This is a genomic window from Microbacterium sp. NPDC056052 (assembly GCF_042266785.1).
Taxonomy (GTDB): Bacteria; Actinomycetota; Actinomycetes; order Actinomycetales; family Microbacteriaceae; genus Microbacterium.
The window spans coordinates 267,293-283,208 of the sequence record NZ_JBHJWV010000006.1 but is presented as its reverse complement, the minus strand read 5'-3'; the positions used below and the strand labels follow the sequence as shown (position 1 = coordinate 283,208).

General features: G+C 70.3%; 15 protein-coding genes. 12 read left to right on the top strand and 3 right to left on the bottom strand.

The window, feature by feature from the left end:
* Positions 1-53 precede the first annotated feature (53 nt).
* From ribD to ACFC1J_RS13540, 11 genes are all read left to right on the top strand, one after another.
* On the top strand, positions 54-1,142 hold the full coding sequence (ribD, locus tag ACFC1J_RS13590) for a bifunctional diaminohydroxyphosphoribosylaminopyrimidine deaminase/5-amino-6-(5-phosphoribosylamino)uracil reductase RibD (RefSeq protein ID WP_375906904.1): 1,089 nt from the start codon (positions 54-56) through the stop codon (positions 1,140-1,142).
* Complete coding sequence (locus ACFC1J_RS13585; protein WP_375906902.1) at positions 1,142-1,798, top strand: riboflavin synthase; 657 nt, start codon at positions 1,142-1,144, stop codon at positions 1,796-1,798. Before ribD ends, ACFC1J_RS13585 begins: the two co-directional genes overlap by 1 nt.
* Positions 1,795-3,084, top strand: a complete 1,290-nt coding sequence (gene ribA, locus ACFC1J_RS13580) for a GTP cyclohydrolase II (RefSeq protein WP_375906900.1) — start codon at positions 1,795-1,797, stop codon at positions 3,082-3,084. The genes ACFC1J_RS13585 and ribA overlap by 4 nt, the downstream gene beginning before the upstream one ends.
* A complete protein-coding gene (gene ribH / locus ACFC1J_RS13575) occupies positions 3,081-3,554 on the top strand; it encodes a 6,7-dimethyl-8-ribityllumazine synthase (RefSeq protein WP_375906898.1) in 474 nt (157 codons plus the stop codon). The genes ribA and ribH overlap by 4 nt, the downstream gene beginning before the upstream one ends.
* A gap of 173 nt (positions 3,555-3,727) precedes the next feature.
* Positions 3,728-5,149 carry a DUF222 domain-containing protein gene (locus tag ACFC1J_RS13570; protein ID WP_375906896.1) on the top strand — a complete coding sequence of 474 codons (1,422 nt, stop codon included), beginning with the start codon at positions 3,728-3,730 and terminating at the stop codon, positions 5,147-5,149.
* Positions 5,150-5,216: 67 nt separating this feature from the next.
* On the top strand, positions 5,217-5,579 hold the full coding sequence (locus ACFC1J_RS13565) for a Fe-S protein (protein WP_375906894.1): 363 nt from the start codon (positions 5,217-5,219) through the stop codon (positions 5,577-5,579).
* Between the two features lie 164 nt (positions 5,580-5,743).
* A complete protein-coding gene (locus ACFC1J_RS13560; RefSeq protein ID WP_375906892.1) occupies positions 5,744-6,766 on the top strand; it encodes a hypothetical protein in 1,023 nt (340 codons plus the stop codon).
* Positions 6,767-6,777: 11 nt separating this feature from the next.
* Entirely contained in the window at positions 6,778-7,344 is a 567-nt protein-coding gene (locus ACFC1J_RS13555) for an RNA polymerase sigma factor (RefSeq protein WP_375906889.1), read from the top strand.
* Positions 7,331-8,383, top strand: coding sequence for a hypothetical protein (locus tag ACFC1J_RS13550; protein WP_375906886.1), 1,053 nt, complete (start codon positions 7,331-7,333; stop codon positions 8,381-8,383). Before ACFC1J_RS13555 ends, ACFC1J_RS13550 begins: the two co-directional genes overlap by 14 nt.
* Positions 8,384-8,527: 144 nt before the next feature.
* Positions 8,528-9,988 (top strand): MFS transporter, encoded by a 1,461-nt coding sequence (locus tag ACFC1J_RS13545; protein WP_375906883.1) that lies wholly within the window; start codon positions 8,528-8,530, stop codon positions 9,986-9,988.
* Between the two features lie 83 nt (positions 9,989-10,071).
* Entirely contained in the window at positions 10,072-10,275 is a 204-nt protein-coding gene (locus ACFC1J_RS13540) for an AsnC family protein (protein WP_375906880.1), read from the top strand.
* Positions 10,276-10,286: 11 nt separating this feature from the next.
* On the opposite strand, the gene ACFC1J_RS13535 is transcribed toward ACFC1J_RS13540, so the two are convergent.
* The 3 genes from ACFC1J_RS13535 to ACFC1J_RS13525 form a co-directional block, all read right to left on the bottom strand.
* Positions 10,287-11,237, bottom strand: coding sequence for a hypothetical protein (locus ACFC1J_RS13535; protein ID WP_375906877.1), 951 nt, complete (start codon positions 11,235-11,237; stop codon positions 10,287-10,289).
* A 47-nt stretch (positions 11,238-11,284) separates the two neighbouring features.
* Entirely contained in the window at positions 11,285-12,337 is a 1,053-nt protein-coding gene (locus ACFC1J_RS13530; protein WP_375906874.1) for a S66 peptidase family protein, read from the bottom strand.
* A gap of 153 nt (positions 12,338-12,490) precedes the next feature.
* On the bottom strand, positions 12,491-14,359 hold the full coding sequence (locus tag ACFC1J_RS13525) for a phosphoenolpyruvate carboxykinase (GTP) (protein WP_375906871.1): 1,869 nt from the start codon (positions 14,357-14,359) through the stop codon (positions 12,491-12,493).
* Positions 14,360-14,469: 110 nt separating this feature from the next.
* On the opposite strand from ACFC1J_RS13525, the gene ACFC1J_RS13520 reads away from it, so the two are divergent.
* On the top strand, positions 14,470-15,909 hold the full coding sequence (locus tag ACFC1J_RS13520) for a helix-turn-helix domain-containing protein (protein WP_375906869.1): 1,440 nt from the start codon (positions 14,470-14,472) through the stop codon (positions 15,907-15,909).
* Positions 15,910-15,916: the final 7 nt, after the last annotated feature.

The following is a 15,916-nucleotide window of genomic DNA, read 5'->3' as shown; positions in this document are numbered from 1 at the left end:
ACGTTCGACGTGCGCCCGACCCCGGTGACCTTGACCAGGATGAGGAAGGCGACATGACGGCGACAGCGGTGGAGCGGGCGGCGATGACGCACGCGCTCGAGATCGCGCGCCGCGGCCCCCGCGGGCTCAACCCGCAGGTCGGCGCCGTGATCCTGTCCCCCGCCGGCGAGCTGCTCGCCGAGGGCTGGCACCGCGGCGCCGGCACCCCGCACGCGGAGGTGGACGCGCTCTCGAAGCTCGCACCGGAACAGCTCCGCGGCGCGACCGCCGTGGTCACCCTCGAACCGTGCAACCACACCGGACGCACGGGCCCGTGCGCCCAGGCGCTCATCGACGCGGGCGTCCGCCGTGTGATCTATGCCCTGGACGATCCGGGAGCGATCTCCGGCGGAGGCGCCGAGCGGATGCGCGCCGCGGGCCTCGACGTCGTCGGCGGTGAGCAGGCCGAGGCCGCGCACGCCCTGATCGACAACTGGCTCACCGTGCAGCGGCTCGGCCGGCCGCACGTGACCGTGAAGTGGGCGCAGAGCCTGGACGGACGCGCCGCCGCGGCGGACGGATCCAGTCAGTGGATCACCGGTCCCGCCGCTCGCGCCGATGTGCACCGTCGCCGGGCCGCCGCCGACGCGATCGTCGTCGGCACCGGAACCGTGCGGGCCGACGACCCCTCCCTCACCGCCCGTGACGGAGACGCGCTGCTCCCCCACCAGCCGGTGCCCGTCGTGATCGGCGCCAGGGACACCCCGGCCGACGCCGCCGTGCGCCGTCATCCGCACGAGCCGCTGTTCTACGCCCAGCACGACCTCGCCGCCGTCCTCGCGGACCTCCGCGACCGCGGAGTGCAGCGCGTGTTCGTCGAAGGCGGACCGACCATCGCCAGCGCGTTCCTCGCGGCGGGTCTCGTCGACGAGGTGCTGGCGTATCTGGCGCCCGTGCTGATCGGCGGACCGAGGCTCGCCCTCACCGACATCGGCGTGCTCTCGATCGGCGACGCCCAGCGCCTCGTCATGGACGAGTGGCTGCCGCTCGGCGCGGACCTGCTGGTGATCGCCCGCCCCGCGGACCCCGGCGGCACGGCTTCGACCGGTGTTGCGCCGGCGCCCGCAGACCTGAACACCTCCCGGAACGAAGGAGCAGCCTGATGTTCACCGGAATCATCGAGGAGATCGGCGAGATCACCGCGATCACGCCCGCCGGCGACGGCTGGCGGCTGACCGTGCGCGCCCCGAAGGCGGCGTCCGACGCGGTGCACGGCGAGTCCATCGCCGTGAGCGGCGTGTGCCTCACCGTCGTCGGCTCCACCCCCGACACGTTCGACACCGACGTCATGAAGCAGACGCTCGACGTCGCCGCGATCGGCGGCGCGACCGTCGGCACGCGGGTGAACATCGAGAAGGCGATGCCGGTCGGCGCGCGCCTCGGCGGCCACATCGTCCAGGGCCACGTCGACGGGGTCGGCGAGGTGCTCGAGGTGCGCCCCGGCGCGCAGTGGAGCGTGCTGCGCATCTCCCTGCCGCACGACCTCGCCCCGCTCGTCGTGGACAAGGGATCCATCTCGGTCGACGGCACGTCGCTCACGGTGAGCGCCGTGAGCGAGCCGACCGCACCGGGCGCCTGGTTCGAGGTGTCGCTGATCCCGGAGACCCTCTCCGCGACCACGCTCGGATCGCGCTCCGTCGGCGACCGCGTGAACCTCGAGACCGACATCCTCGCGCGGCACGTCGAGCGGTTGCTCGCGTTCCGCGCCGCAGACGCAGGCGCCGACCGCGCCGCCGCACCGGAAGGAGGCTCGCGATGAGCCTTTCCACCATCGAAGAGGCGCTGGAGTCGCTCCGCGCCGGTCGCCCCGTGCTCGTCGCGGACGACGAGAACCGCGAGAACGAGGGCGACGTCATCCTCTCGGCCGAGCTGGCCACGCCCGAGTGGATCGCGTGGACCGTGCGCTGGACCTCCGGGTACCTGTGCGCGCCCATGCCCGCCGACATCGCCGACGCGCTGAACCTGCCGCCGATGGTCGAGGCCAACGAGGACGCCCGCAGCACCGCGTACACGATCAGCGTCGACGCGGCCTCCGGAGTCACCACCGGCATCAGCGCGGCCGACCGCGCCCGCACGCTGAACGTGCTCGCGGATGCGGCGACCGCTCCGACCGACCTCATCCGCCCGGGACACGTGCTGCCCCTGCGCGCGGTCGACGGCGGGGTGCGTCAGCGCGGCGGTCACACCGAGGCCGCCGTCGAGCTCATGCGCCTGGCGGGCCTGCGCCCGGTGGGCGCGATCGCCGAGGTCGTCGCCGAGGACGGCAGCATGATGCGCCTGCCCGGCCTGATGGAGCTCGGCGAGCGCGACCGGATCCCGGTGATCACGATCGAGCAGCTCATCGCCCACCTCAACGAGACGGACCCGCGGGACGAGGCCGACTGCGTCGCGAACAACACCCGACGCCGGGTGAGCCTTCGCGCGGACGCCACGGTGCCCACCACGCACGGCGTGTTCCGGTTCCTCGCCTACAAGGACCGCATCACCGGCACGGACCACATCGCGGTCGTGTCGGGCGAGCCGACCGAGACCGCGCTGGTGCGGGTGCACTCCGAGTGCCTGACCGGCGAGGCGTTCGGATCCCTCAAGTGCGAGTGCGGACCGCAGCTCGAGGCGGCTCTCGACGCGGTCGAGCAGGACGGCGGCATCGTCATCTACATGCGCGGCCACGAGGGACGCGGCATCGGCCTCATCAACAAGCTGCGCGCCTACGCGCTGCAGGAGGAGGGGCTCGACACCGTCGACGCCAACCTCGCCCTCGGCCTCCCCGCCGACGCCCGCGACTACGCGGCGGCCGCCGGGATCCTCACCGACCTCGGCGTGAAGCGGGTGCGCCTGCTCACGAACAACACCGACAAGGTGGCGCAGCTGCGCGACCTCGGCCTCGACGTGATCGAGCAGGTGCCGCTGATCGTCGGCGTCGGACCCAACAACCACCAGTACCTCGAGACCAAGCGCGACCGCATGGGCCACATCATCGGCGAGTCCGAGCTCGCCGCAGCCCTGGCGGCGAACGGCGCGGAGAACGGAAGAGACGACGCATGAGCGGCGCGGGAGCACCCACCACCGGCGGATTCGACGCGAGCGGCCTGAATGTCGTGATCGTGGCCGGCACCTGGCATGAGACGATCACGAACGGCCTCATCGCGGGCGCACAGCGCGTGCTCGAGGACACCGGGGCGAACCACCGCCTGGTGCGGGTCCCCGGCTCGTTCGAGCTCGCCGTGGCCGCGCAGGCCGCCTTCGCCGGCGGTGCGGACGCAGTGGTCGCGCTCGGCGTGATCATCCGCGGCGGCACCCCGCACTTCGAGTACGTCTCGGCCGCCACCACGGACGGCCTCACGCGGGTCTCCCTCGACGCGGGCAAGCCCGTCGGCTTCGGCGTGCTGACCCTGGATGACGAGCAGCAGGGTCTCGACCGCGCGGGCCTCGAGGGCTCCAAGGAGGACAAGGGCGCCGAGGCGGCCGACGCCGCCCTGCGCACCGCACAGGTGATCCGCGCCCTGCGCGGCTGACCCGGTTCCGCCGGGCCCACCGGGCTCACCGGGAGCCCTCCCATCTCCGAGTCGTCCCTGTCAGTGCACGCTATGGCGTGCGCTGACAGGGACGACTCCGTTTGAGGGGGTTTATTGCGCTGATCTGGTGAATTCGGGGTGGGAATGTCGGTGGTCCGGTGTTGACTGGGCATATGGCAAACCTGAGCGGCACGGTACTGGATCCAGGGATGAACCCCGCGGATCCGGCTGTCGTGCTGACCGCGCTCGTCACCGGGTTGGAAGCGACGGAAGCTGCGATCATCCGGCTGCACGCGCTGCGGGAGGCGCAGCTCGCTGTGGCGCAAGACGTCGCCGTGGCGATCGCGGCGTCCGAACGGTCCGGATCGACGCCGGGTGCGGCGGCTGAGCTCGCCGCACGGTCGGTCGCGGCGGAGATCGCCGGCGTGCTGCGGATGTCGGACCGGGTCGTGCAGGCCCGGATGGCGCGTGCTGCGGATCTCGTGGCCCGATTCCCCGCGACGACGCGGGCGTTCACAGATGCGCGGATCAACGCCGCGCACGTGCGGGTGATCCAGGACGCCGGCTCCCGCCTTGACGAGATGGTGCGGGCGGAGTTCGAAGGGATTGCGGTGGAGGCGTGCGCGGGGGAGACCCCGCATCGGGCGAAGCGGATCGTCGAACGGGTCGCCGAGCGGCTGGCACCGCGGAGTCTCACGGACCGGCACCGGGACGCGCAAGTGGAGCGGCGGGTGTGGCGGGAAGACCTCGGCGACGGACAGAAGGCGCTCGGCGTGATCCACTCCGCCGCGATCATCGACGGAATCTACGACCGGCTCACCCAGCAGGCCCGGATGATCGCGGTCGCGAACGCGCAGGCCAAGAAGGACGAGGCCGGTGGGGTCACGCCGGATCCGGACGGTCTCGGCGCCCCCGGCGACGAGAGGACCATGGATCAGCTGCGCGCCGACCTCTGCGCGGACACCCTGCTCACCGGGACCGCGTCCGGGCACGACACCACCGCCGGGCTCCTGTCCGCGATCCAGGCCCGGGTCGAAGTCACCGTCCCGGTGCTCACCCTCGTCGCCGCGCCCGCGGGACCGGCAGGATCCGGGACCTCCTCCTCGTTCCGTGTCCGCACCGAACAACCCGCCGAACTCGCGGGCGGGCAGCCGGTCGACACGGACACCGCGCGGATCCTCGCCGGCGATGTCACCGCCTGGGAACGTGTCCTCACCCACCCGATCACCGGGGCGATCCTCGCCGTCGACCACTACCGCCCCAACACGGACCTCCGCCGCCTCCTGCACGCAAGAGACTCCCGGTGCCGGTTCCCGACCTGCGGACTCCCACCCCACACCCAAGACCTCGACCACACCATCGACGCCGCCCACGGCGGACCCACCGAAGAAGGAAACCTCGGCGGACTCTGCCGACGCCACCACGTCCTCAAACACCAAACCGCCTGGACAGTGACACAACACAGCGCCGGCATCCTCGAATGGACCAGCCCCACCGGCGCCACCTACACCGACCAGCCACCCACACCCGTCACCTTCACCATCGAAGACCCCGACCCCCCACCCGGATACGACATTCGCCCTGCACCGTTCTGACGGCGCGCCCGACGGCTGAGGCGCGCCTACCTGGCGCGACCTCCAGTCCGGGGCATAGCCTGAGGCCATGGAGACCCTCCGCGCCATCGTCGTGTTCGTCCACCTGCTCGGCTTCGCCACGCTCTTCGGCGCCTGGCTGGCCCAGGCCTTCGGAGGCAAGCGCGAGTTCACGCAGCTCATGAACATCGGCCTCGCAATTGCCGGCCTCGCGGGCCTCGCCCTCGCCGCGCCGTGGGGCATCACCTGGACGCCCGGCATGAGCTTCTACATCAAGATCACCGTGAAGCTCCTGGTGCTGGTCATCATCGGAGCGCTGATCGGAATCGGCATGGCCCGCCAGAAGCGCGGCGACAAGGTGCCCGCCGGCATGTTCTGGAGCGTCGGCGCGCTCACCCTGCTGAACGCGGGCCTCGGCTACTTCTGGCACTGAGCGCCACTCCGTTCGACGAACTCTCATGAAACGCGGGATCCGATCATTCGGATCCCGCGTTTCGCGTCCGGAGTGTCGTCTCGGAATTCGGATGTCAGGATCCGGCGCGACGCGCAACCTTTGAGGGTGAGAGTCGCGACAGGCTCCGGAAGAGAGGTCACCGCATGAAGCGCACCCGCACGGCCGCCGTCCTCGCCGTCACGATCCTGGCTGTGCCGCTCGCCGGCTGCTCGACGCCATCCGCGGTCGCGTCGGGAACGATGCGCACCTCGGAAGCGACATCCGCATCCGCGACAATGCCCGATCTGCCGGACAAGGACATCGCGCACTGGGTGATGCCGATGGACGAGTACTCGCCTGAGGTGCTGATGCACCTTTCGACTTACGCAGAGAACCGGCGCATGGAGACCTGCCTCAGTAGCGAGGGTTTCTCCTGGCCGATCCCGGTCGAGCCCACCGACGATGCAAGCTACTTCACCTTCCCGAAGAACAAGTCATCGTTCCCTGCCCTGACCGTGGAGATCGCGAAGCAGTTCGGCTACACCGCGAACTACATGCCCGGCATCTGGCTCGAGGACGGGCTGCAGACGAACACCAAGCTCAACCGGATCGCGGAGTCCTCACCGGGGTTCGAACCGGTCTTCCGCGCCTGCTTGGACGCCAGCCGCACGACGTTCGACGTCAACAAGCTGTCCGACATCTACAACACGATGAGCATGTGGCGGTACGAGGAGTCGAAAGGGGTCCCGCAGGAGCCAGCAGTGAAGAAGGCCTCGGCGTCGTGGAAGAAGTGCATCTCCGCGGCCGGCTACGACGTCTCGATCTCCGCGCCCGTCGGCGACGAGGGAGAACAGATGCCGACGCAGAAACTCGGCATCGAGCTCGGGTTCTACGCACCGCCGCCGTCGAAGTTTCCCACGAACGGACGCACCTATGGGGACACAGAGGTCGACCCCGATACGGCAGGCCCCCGTCGATCGACACCGGCGGAGATCGAGCTCGCCGTCGCCGACGCGACCTGCCGCGACTCCAGCGGCTGGACGAAGGCGTACTACGACGCGCAATGGGACGCCGAGGTCAGGGTGGTGCAGAACCACGCGGACCAGCTCAAGACCATGAAGGCTGACATCGAGGCGCTCACCGCCCAGGCGCGGCAGATCGTCGCCGAGAACCCGCCGCTGCACTGACGGGAATCCCGATGGATGAACGCCGTGCCTCCTTCGAGGCGCTCTTCGCCGAACACCACACCGCCGTGCTGCGGTACATCGAGCGCCGCGTCGATGACCGCGAGCACGCGAGGGAGCTCACCATGGACTGCTTCGAGATCGCCTGGCGGCGATTCGATCCCGCGCAGCCGTACCGCCGCCCCTGGCTGCTGCAGACCGCGCGCAATCTCGTCGGCGACGCCTACCGCAAGCGTGATCGCGAGCGTGAAGGCCTGAGGGACCTCGCGTCGGCCACCCGACCGACCGACGACCTCGCGCACGTCGAGCTGCGCCACGCGCTCTCGCTGCTCCGCCCCGCCGACCGCGAGGTGCTCGAACTGCACTACTGGGACGGCCTGAGCGCCGAGGAGATCGCCGAGGTCGTGGGCTGCCGGACCGCGGCAGCCTGGAAGCGGTTGAGCCGCGCACGGGCAGAACTGCGGTCGATGCTGCAGGAGCCCGCCGGCTCACCGCCCGACGGCGATGACGCGCCGGACGGCACGAGGAGACCATCCGCATCGGCACCCGGGAAAGGGGTGATGACGTATGCCATTGACTGATGAGCTGTTCGAAACGCTGATCCGCGAGGCGGATCCCGCGCAGACGCCGACCGGTATCGAGCCGACCGCCGCCGACTGGGCCCGCCTGCACCGCATGCTGGATGAAGCCGCCGATCCGTCCCGCGTACGGCCGTCGCTTCCGCAGCAGATCGGCGGACGAATTGCGGCACTGCGCCGCCACGCGCGCACGTCCCTCCCCCTCCGGATCGCGCTGCGCTCCGCCTGGGCGGCCCCGGCTCTCGCCGCCGTCATCGCAATCGCCCTCGCGATCGGCCCGGTCACCGCAGTGCCCGCCTACGCAGCCACCCCGCCGGCGCTCGTCGCTCAGCCCATCGCGCAGACGGCCGATGACGTTCTCGCCGAATCGATCGCCGCGCTGCAGGAAGCGCCCGCCCGCCCCGCGACCCGCGACGCCCTGGTCGTGCGCTGGGCGCTGCGCGACGACGGCAAGGCGGATCCGGTGATCGTGCCGGAGTGGCAGGAATGGGTGTGGGACTCGGACGGCACCGGCCACCTCGAGTCGCGCACGGGCGCACCCTACTCGGTGACGAAGGACGGGACGATCGTCCCGCCCGTGGGCGAAGCCCCGAAGGAGGGTACGGCGCTGCCGGGCACCGGGCATCACAGCTCGAACCTCTTCTTCGTCGAGCCGCCGGCGGACGCGTCCGGACTGCGCGCGTACATCGAGAATCGGGTCGGACTGAGCGGGAACGCGGACGCGCTCGGGATCTGGGGCGTGGTGAGCTCGATCCGCGACAGCTGGGCACTCAGCCCCGCGCAGCAGGCCGCGGCGTTGCAGCTGCTCCGCGATGCGGGCGGCGTGAGCGTGCTGGGATCCGTGACGGACCGCCTCGGCAGAGCAGGCATAGCGCTGAAAGTCGCGTCGTCGAAGCGACCGCAGTTCACCGCGACCGTCGTGCTCGACGCGGGCACCCACGAGATCATCGCCGCCGACACCATCTATCAGGGCGGATCCACGATGAAGCTGAACGTCGAGCCCGGTTCGGTGATCGAGTACAAGGCCTGGCTGTCGCGCTGAAGGACGCGCGGCCGTGGCGTCACACTCCGCCACAGCCGCGTGTCCACCTGTGGATCGGCTGAACGTCGGGCGTAGACTCCCCCGGTGCCCGTCGCACGGTTGAGGGCCGGCGAGCGCAGATCGATGCACCGACCGGAGGACCGCATGAGCACCGACACCGTGAACGCACCCGCCAATCCCAGATCGCGGGTGATCCTCGCCAGCCTCATCGGCACGACGATCGAGTTCTACGACTTCTACGTCTACGCGACCGCGGCGGTGCTCGTCTTCCCGATCCTGTTCTTCCCCACCGGCAACGACACGACCGCGCTGCTCGCCTCGTTCGGCGTCTTCGGCGCCGCGATGATCGCGCGCCCGATCGGCGCCATGGTCTTCGGGCACTTCGGCGACCGCTACGGACGCAAGGCCACGCTCGTCGCCTCCCTGCTCACGATGGGCATCGCGACCTTCCTGATCGGCCTGCTGCCGACCTTCCAGCAGATCAACTGGTGGGCGGCGCTGCTGCTGCTGGTCCTGCGACTGGCGCAGGGCTTCGCGCTCGGCGGCGAGTGGTCGGGCGCTGCCCTCGTCGCCACCGAGAACGCCCCGGAGGGCAAGCGCGCCTGGTACGGGTCCTTCCCGCAGCTGGGCGCCCCGCTCGGCTTCATCATCGCGAACGGCCTGTTCCTCACCATCAACGCACTGCTGCCGCACGCGTCCGATCCGACGCTGAAGTCCGAGGCGTTCCTCAGCTGGGGCTGGCGCGTGCCGTTCCTGTTCTCGGCCGTGATGGTGATCATCGGCCTCTGGGTACGCCTCAAGCTTGTCGAATCGGAGACCTTCAAGCGCGCCGAGGACAAGGGCGCGATCCGCAAGCTGCCCCTGGCGACCGTGTTCCGCCACCACGGGAAGCACCTCATCCTCGGCACCTTCGTGATGCTCGCGACGTATGTGCTGTTCTACCTGATGACGAACTTCACGCTCTCGTTCGGCACCAAGCCGTCGTCGGTCGAGATCGCCTCCGCCGCCGCGCAGAAGGCCGCAGAGGCCAAGGGCGCCGCCTTCGACCCGGCCGCGTTCGCCGCGCAGTTCTATCCCGGCCAGGGCTTCGGCTACACCGACTTCGTCGTCATGCAGATCATCGGTGTGGTGTTCTTCGGCGTCTTCACGCTCGCCTCAGGCCCCTGGGCGGATCGGATCGGTCGACGCAAGCTCCTCATCTGGACCACGATCGCCATCATCCTGTTCGGCTTCACCTTCCCGCTGTTCCTCGGACAGCATGCCGGCGAGCCCTTCGCGGTCGTGCTGACGCAGTCGTTCCTGATCCTCGGCTTCCTGCTCATGGGCATCACGTTCGGCCCGATGGGCGCGCTGCTGCCCGAGCTGTTCCCGACCAACGTCCGCTATACGGGATCCGCGGTCGCATACAACGTGTCCTCGATCCTCGGCGCCGCGGTGGCACCGCTCATCGCGGTGTGGCTGTGGCAGTCGGCGGGCGGATCCTCCTGGCTCGTCGGCCTCTACCTGTCGGCGATGGCCGTGCTCACCCTCATCGCACTGATCCTCATCCCGGAGACCAAGGACCACGCCTACGAGGACGATCTCGGGGTGTCCGCCGGGAGCTGAATCGCATCTGTCAACATCGATTGACAAGCCTCCTCGCGTCAACAAGCATTGACACGACAAGCTTTGACGCGAGGAGGCTTTTCATGATGAAGACGGCACAGGCGACGGACCCGCAGGGCGAACCCCTGGCGGAGCTGCACCGACTGGTCGCCGCGCGGCGGGACATCGCCCGCGCGGAGGAGGTGCAGGTGCGGCGCGCCCGCGCGAACGGCTACTCCTGGCAGGCGATCGCGAGCGCCCTGGGCACCACGCGCCAGGCCGCGCATCGGAGGTTCGGGCGGCACTGATCGCGAAGTGCTCAGCCGCGGACCGCATCCGCCCAGCGCAGCACCCGCAGGGCGCGGAGCGTGACCCAGCGGCTGGGGAACCCTTCCCGCTCGCCGTCCATCTCGAACGGCGTCGGCCCCTCGTGCGTGTTCTCCAGGAGCCATGTTCCGTCCGGGCTCTGCTTCGCGCGCAGCATCTCGATCGCCTCCGCGCAGCGCGGATCGCCCGCGGGCCTGGCTCGTCGCAGATAGTCCAGTCCCCGCAGAACATCGTAGAACCAGCGCACCGGATAGGACGGCATCGCGAACCGCGGGTCGATGACCTCCCCCGTGCTGCGTCGCCGGAACAGCCGGCGATCGAGCAGGTACTCCTCCGCCGCGATCCGCGCCGCGCGCACCTCGTCCGTCCCGCCGGTCGCCTGCTCCCAGTCCAGCAGCCCCTCCAGCACGCAGATCGTCGAATGCAGCGACGACGTCGTCGCGCCGTCCTCGGCCCAGCAGTTCCACCCGCCGTCGTCCAGCCGGGTATCGAGCAGGGTCCTGACGACCGCGTCTCCCGGTTCCCCGACGTATGCCGCGATCGTCAGCACGACGCCGTTGATACAGGGCTCCGTCTCGCCGTCGAAGTAGAGCGGGGATCCCGGTTGATCCCACCGCACGCCGTCGCGCACGCGGGAGACCGCGCGCCGCATGCGCTCGTCCGCCGGATCGACCCCGAAGTCCACGAGCTGCTGCAGGCTGAAGTGCGTCGCCGTCCACGCGTCGTACATCGGGCGACTCTCGTCGACCCAGCCCGGCCGGTACACCCCGCCGTCCCACATCCCGTCCTCCGCCTGCAGCGCGAGCAACCTCGCTCCCCACCCCTCCATGGCCACGCGGGCGCGCTCGGCGGCGACCTCCTCGGGAGCGGCGTCCGTCAGATCCCGCAGGACCTGCCAGCGGATCGCAGGATCCCCGTCCATCAGGTAGTCGATGACGTCCATGCCGCGACGCTACCCCTCGCCCCCGACACGCGCACGGGGTGCGCCCGCTAAGACGCGTGCCCCCGCGAGGAGAAGTCCGCGAGAACGCGCCGAGCGGCGCCGTCGAGCGTCAGTACGCCGCCGTACGGCAGGATCCACTGCGGCCTGGTATGCCCGAACGGCACCCCGATGCAGACCACCGCATCGGGGTTGTAGCGCGCGAAGGCCGCGAGCACGGCGTCCCGCTGCGCGGCCCGCGCCGCCGCGCGCTGCGGTGCGGCAGGCACGAACTCGCGCGTGCTCACCGGAGGCCGGGCGACGACGACCCCCGCCACCCGAGCGAGGAGTCCCCGCTCCCCATAGGCGCGCAGCTGTTCGGCGACGGCCTGGGCGGGCGTCAACCTCTCGCTGGTCTCCAGCAGCAGGATCGCACCGTCGAGCTGCTCCGGACGCGGGAAGCGGTCGGCGAGCGCGAGCTGGGCGAGCACCTCGATGCAGCCGCCCCAGGTCGGCGCCGAGACCGTCTCCGCGGGCCCGGCCCAGCTCCACGGCTCAGTGGACTCACGGTCCCCGTACTCGTGAAGCGCGGCCGGATGCTCCCAGCGCCGCCCGAAGTCCTCGGACTCCCCCGGCTCGGTGATCTCGAGCAGCCCGCCGTCGAGCAGCGCCGCCCTGAGCGATCGCGCGTGGACGTCATCGACGGCCGGACCAGCGCCCAGGTGCACCTGCGTGGATCCGCCGTAGAAGCCCGCGATGCCGTGGCGCCACAGCCAGTTCAGGATGTTCGTGTTGTCGCTGTAGCCGAGGAACGGCTTCGGATCCGCCTGTGCGAGCTCCAGGTCCAGATGCGGGGTGACCAGGATCTGGTCGTCGCCGCCGATGGTCGCGAGGATCGCCCGGATCGACGGATCGGCGAATGCCGCGTTCAGATCGGCCGCCCGCGCCTCGGGGCTCGCGCCGAGCCGGCGCGTCGTCGGGTACTCCACGGGCACGAGTCCGGTGATCTCGGCCAGCCGGCGCATCGCCTGTTCGTGGATCGCGGCCGAGACCGCGGGGGCGGCGAAGGCCGGCGAGAGCACGGCGACGCAGTCGCCGGGGCGGGCCTTGGGCGGAAGCAGCATGCGTTCCACCCTAGGTCGCCGGAGCAGGAGGTCGCCGCCCACGCAAAGCCGCGGCGACAGGATGCCGGGGACCACTCAGCCTTTTCGCCCCTGACATCCCGCCGCCGCGGGTCCTGGTGGATCCGGGTGCTCCTGCGAGCGCCCGGATCACGTCTATGCGCTCGCCAGGCGGTAGCGCAGCGAGGCGAGCTCGGTGGTGAGGGCGGCCGGGAGGCGGTCGCCGAACGTCGCGAAGAACGCCTCGGTCGAGTCGGCCTCACGGGACCACGACGCGGTGTCCACGCTGAACAGCTCGGCGAGATCCTCGTCGGTCACATCCGCGCCCTCGAGGTTCAGGTCCTCGATCTTGGGCAGGCGCCCGATCGGGCTGTCGACCGCACCGACCTCGCCCTCGATGCGACGGATGATCCAGTCGATCACGCGGGCGTTGTCGCCGAAGCCCGGCCACAGGAACCGGCCGTCGGAACCGCGGCGGAACCAGTTCACCTGGAAGATACGCGGCGCCTTGTCGAACCGGACGGTGCGGCCCATCTTCAGCCAGTGCGCGAAGTAGTCGCCCATGTTGTATCCGCAGAACGGCAGCATCGCGAACGGATCGCGACGCAGCTCGCCGACCGTGCCCTCGGCCGCGGCCGTGCGCTCGGACGAGATGGTCGCACCGAGGAACACTCCGTGGCTCCAGTCCGTCGCCTCGACGACGAGCGGGACGTTGGTGGCACGACGGCCGCCGAAGAGGATCACGTCGAGGGGCACGCCCTCGGGGTCCTCCCAGTCCTCCGCGATCTGCGGGCACTGCGCCGCCGAGACCGTGAAGCGCGAGTTCGGGTGGGCGGCGGGACGACCGGAGTCCGGGGTCCACGCGTTGCCCTCCCAGTCGATGAGGTTCGCGGGGGCCTCCTCTGTCAGGCCCTCCCACCACACGTCGCCGTCGGGGCGCAGCGCCACGTTCGTGAAGATCGTGTTGCCCCAGAGGGTCTCGACCGCGGTGACGTTGGTCGACTCGCCGGTGCCCGGCGCGACGCCGAAGAATCCCGCCTCGGGGTTGATCGCGCGCATGCGTCCGTCCGCCCCGGGGCGGATCCAGGTGATGTCGTCGCCGAGCGTCTCGACCTTCCAGCCGGGGATCGTGGGGCGCAGCATCGCGAGGTTGGTCTTGCCGCAGGCCGACGGGAACGCGGCAGCCACGTGGTAGGCCTTGCCCTGGGGCGAGACGACGCGGATGAGCAGCATGTGCTCGGCCATCCAGCCCTCGTCACGGGCGAGGACCGAGGCGATCCGCAGCGCGAAGCACTTCTTCGCGAGAATCGCGTTGCCGCCGTAGCCGGAGCCGAAGGAGTAGACCTCGAGCGTGTCCGGGAAGTGCACGATCCACTTCTCGTCGTTGCACGGCCAGGTGGTGTCCGCCTCGCCGTCGGCGAGCGGAGCCCCGACGGAGTGCACGGTGCGCACCCAGGGAGCGCCCTTCGCGATCTCACGGACGACGGCCGCGCCGACGCGGGTCATGATGCCGATCGAGGCGACCGCGTAGGCGCTGTCGGTGACCTGTACGCCGATCTGGGAGATCGGACCGCCGACCGGGCCCATCGAGAACGGCACGACGTACATGGTGCGCCCGCGCATCGAGCCCTCGAAGATCTCGTTCATCTTCGCGTGCATCGCGCTCGGATCCGCCCAGTTGTTGGTGGGTCCGGCGTCGATCTCCTTCTCGGAGGCGATGAAGGTGCGCGCCTCGGTGCGAGCGACGTCGCTGGGGTGCGAACGGGCCAGGTAGGAGCCCGGGCGCCACTCCGGGTTGAGCTTGATGAGCTTGCCCTCGTCGACGAGCTCGTGCAGCAGGGCGTCGTTCTCCGCGGCGGATCCATCGATCCAGTGCACGCGGTCGGGCTGGGTCAGGGCGCGGATCTCCTCGACCCAGGCACTGAGCGCGGCGAAGGCCGGCGTGTCGTACTCGGGAGCCGCACCGTACTCGCGCACGGGTGCGAGGTGGGTGGTCCGCGGGGTGGACGTCTCGGCGATAGCCATGGCCTGCTCCTTAAATCCTGGGGCGTTGTGACCATTCTGGGCGAGTAATCGGCACTCTTCGGGTCGATCCCGGCTTCAAGAACCTGAATTCTTTCGCTAGGATCAAAAGCATGGCTTCAGGACTCGAGCTCACGACCCTCGGACATCGCATCCGGCACCACCGCACGCGCAGCGGCATGACGCTGGACGAGCTGGGCGCCGCCGTCGGCGTCGCAGGATCCCAGCTCAGCCTCATCGAGAACGGCAAGCGCGAGCCGAAGCTCTCCCTGCTGCAGGCCATCGCGAACGCCACCGGCACCGAGGTGAGCGACCTCATCTCCGGCGAGCCGCCGAACCGGCGCGCGGCGCTGGAGATCGAGCTCGACCGCGCGCAGTCCAGCTCGGTGTTCCGCCAGCTCGGCATCGCGCCCGTGCGCGTGAACAAGGGCATGCCGGACGAGACGATCGAGTCGATCCTGGGTCTGCACCGGGAACTGCACCGCCGCGAGCGCGAGGCGATCGCCACGCCGGAGGAGGCACGACGCGCCAACACCGAGCTGCGCCTCAAGATGCGCGCGCTCGACAACCACCTGCCCGACATCGAGGCGCTTGCGGAGAAGCAGCTCAAGGCGGCGGGGCACTCCTCGGGCGCCCTCACCCACCGCACCGTGAGCATCATGGCCGAGCAGCTCGGCTTCGAGCTGCTCTACGTCGACGACCTGCCGCACTCCACGCGCTCGGTCACGGACCTGGAGCACGGCCGGATCTACCTGCCGCCGGCGTCGATCCCTGGCGGACACGGCCTGCGCTCGATGGCGCTGCAGGCGATGGCGCACCGGTTGCTCGGGCACACCCCGCCCACCGACTACGCCGACTTCCTGCAGCAGCGGCTCGAGATCAACTACTTCGCGGCGTGCTGCCTCATCCCCGAGACCGCGGGCGTCGCCTTCCTGCAGCAGGCGAAGAAGGATCGCAACCTCGCGGTCGAGGACTTCCGCGACGCGTTCGGCGTGACGCACGAGGCCGCCGGCATGCGGATGACCAACCTCATGACGACGCACCTCGACATGCGACTGCACTTCCTGCGCGTGGACGAATCCGGCGCGCTCACCCGCGTGTACGAGAACGACGACCTGCCCCTGCCGATGGACGTCACGGGATCCGTCGAGGGCCTCACGGTGTGCCGCAAGTTCTCCGCGCGCGCCGCCTTCAGCCAGCGCAACCGCACCACCGAGCACTACCAGTACACGGACACGCCCTCCGGCACCTTCTGGTGCTCGACGCAGACCGGATCCACCGATGGCGGCGGCTTCTCCATCACGGTCGGCGTGCCGTTCGACGACGCCCGCTGGTGGCGCGGCCGGGAGACGACCGACCGTGCGCAGTCGACCTGCCCCGACGAGGCCTGCTGCCGCCGGCCTCCGGCCGGCATCGCCGAGCGCTGGAGCAGCAAGGCCTGGCCGAGCGCCCGGGTGCACACGCACATGTTCTCGCCGCTCCCCCGCGGCGCGTTCCCCGGCGTCGACGACAACGAGGTGTACTCCTTCCTGGACCGGCACGCGGCCCAGTAGCGTGGCA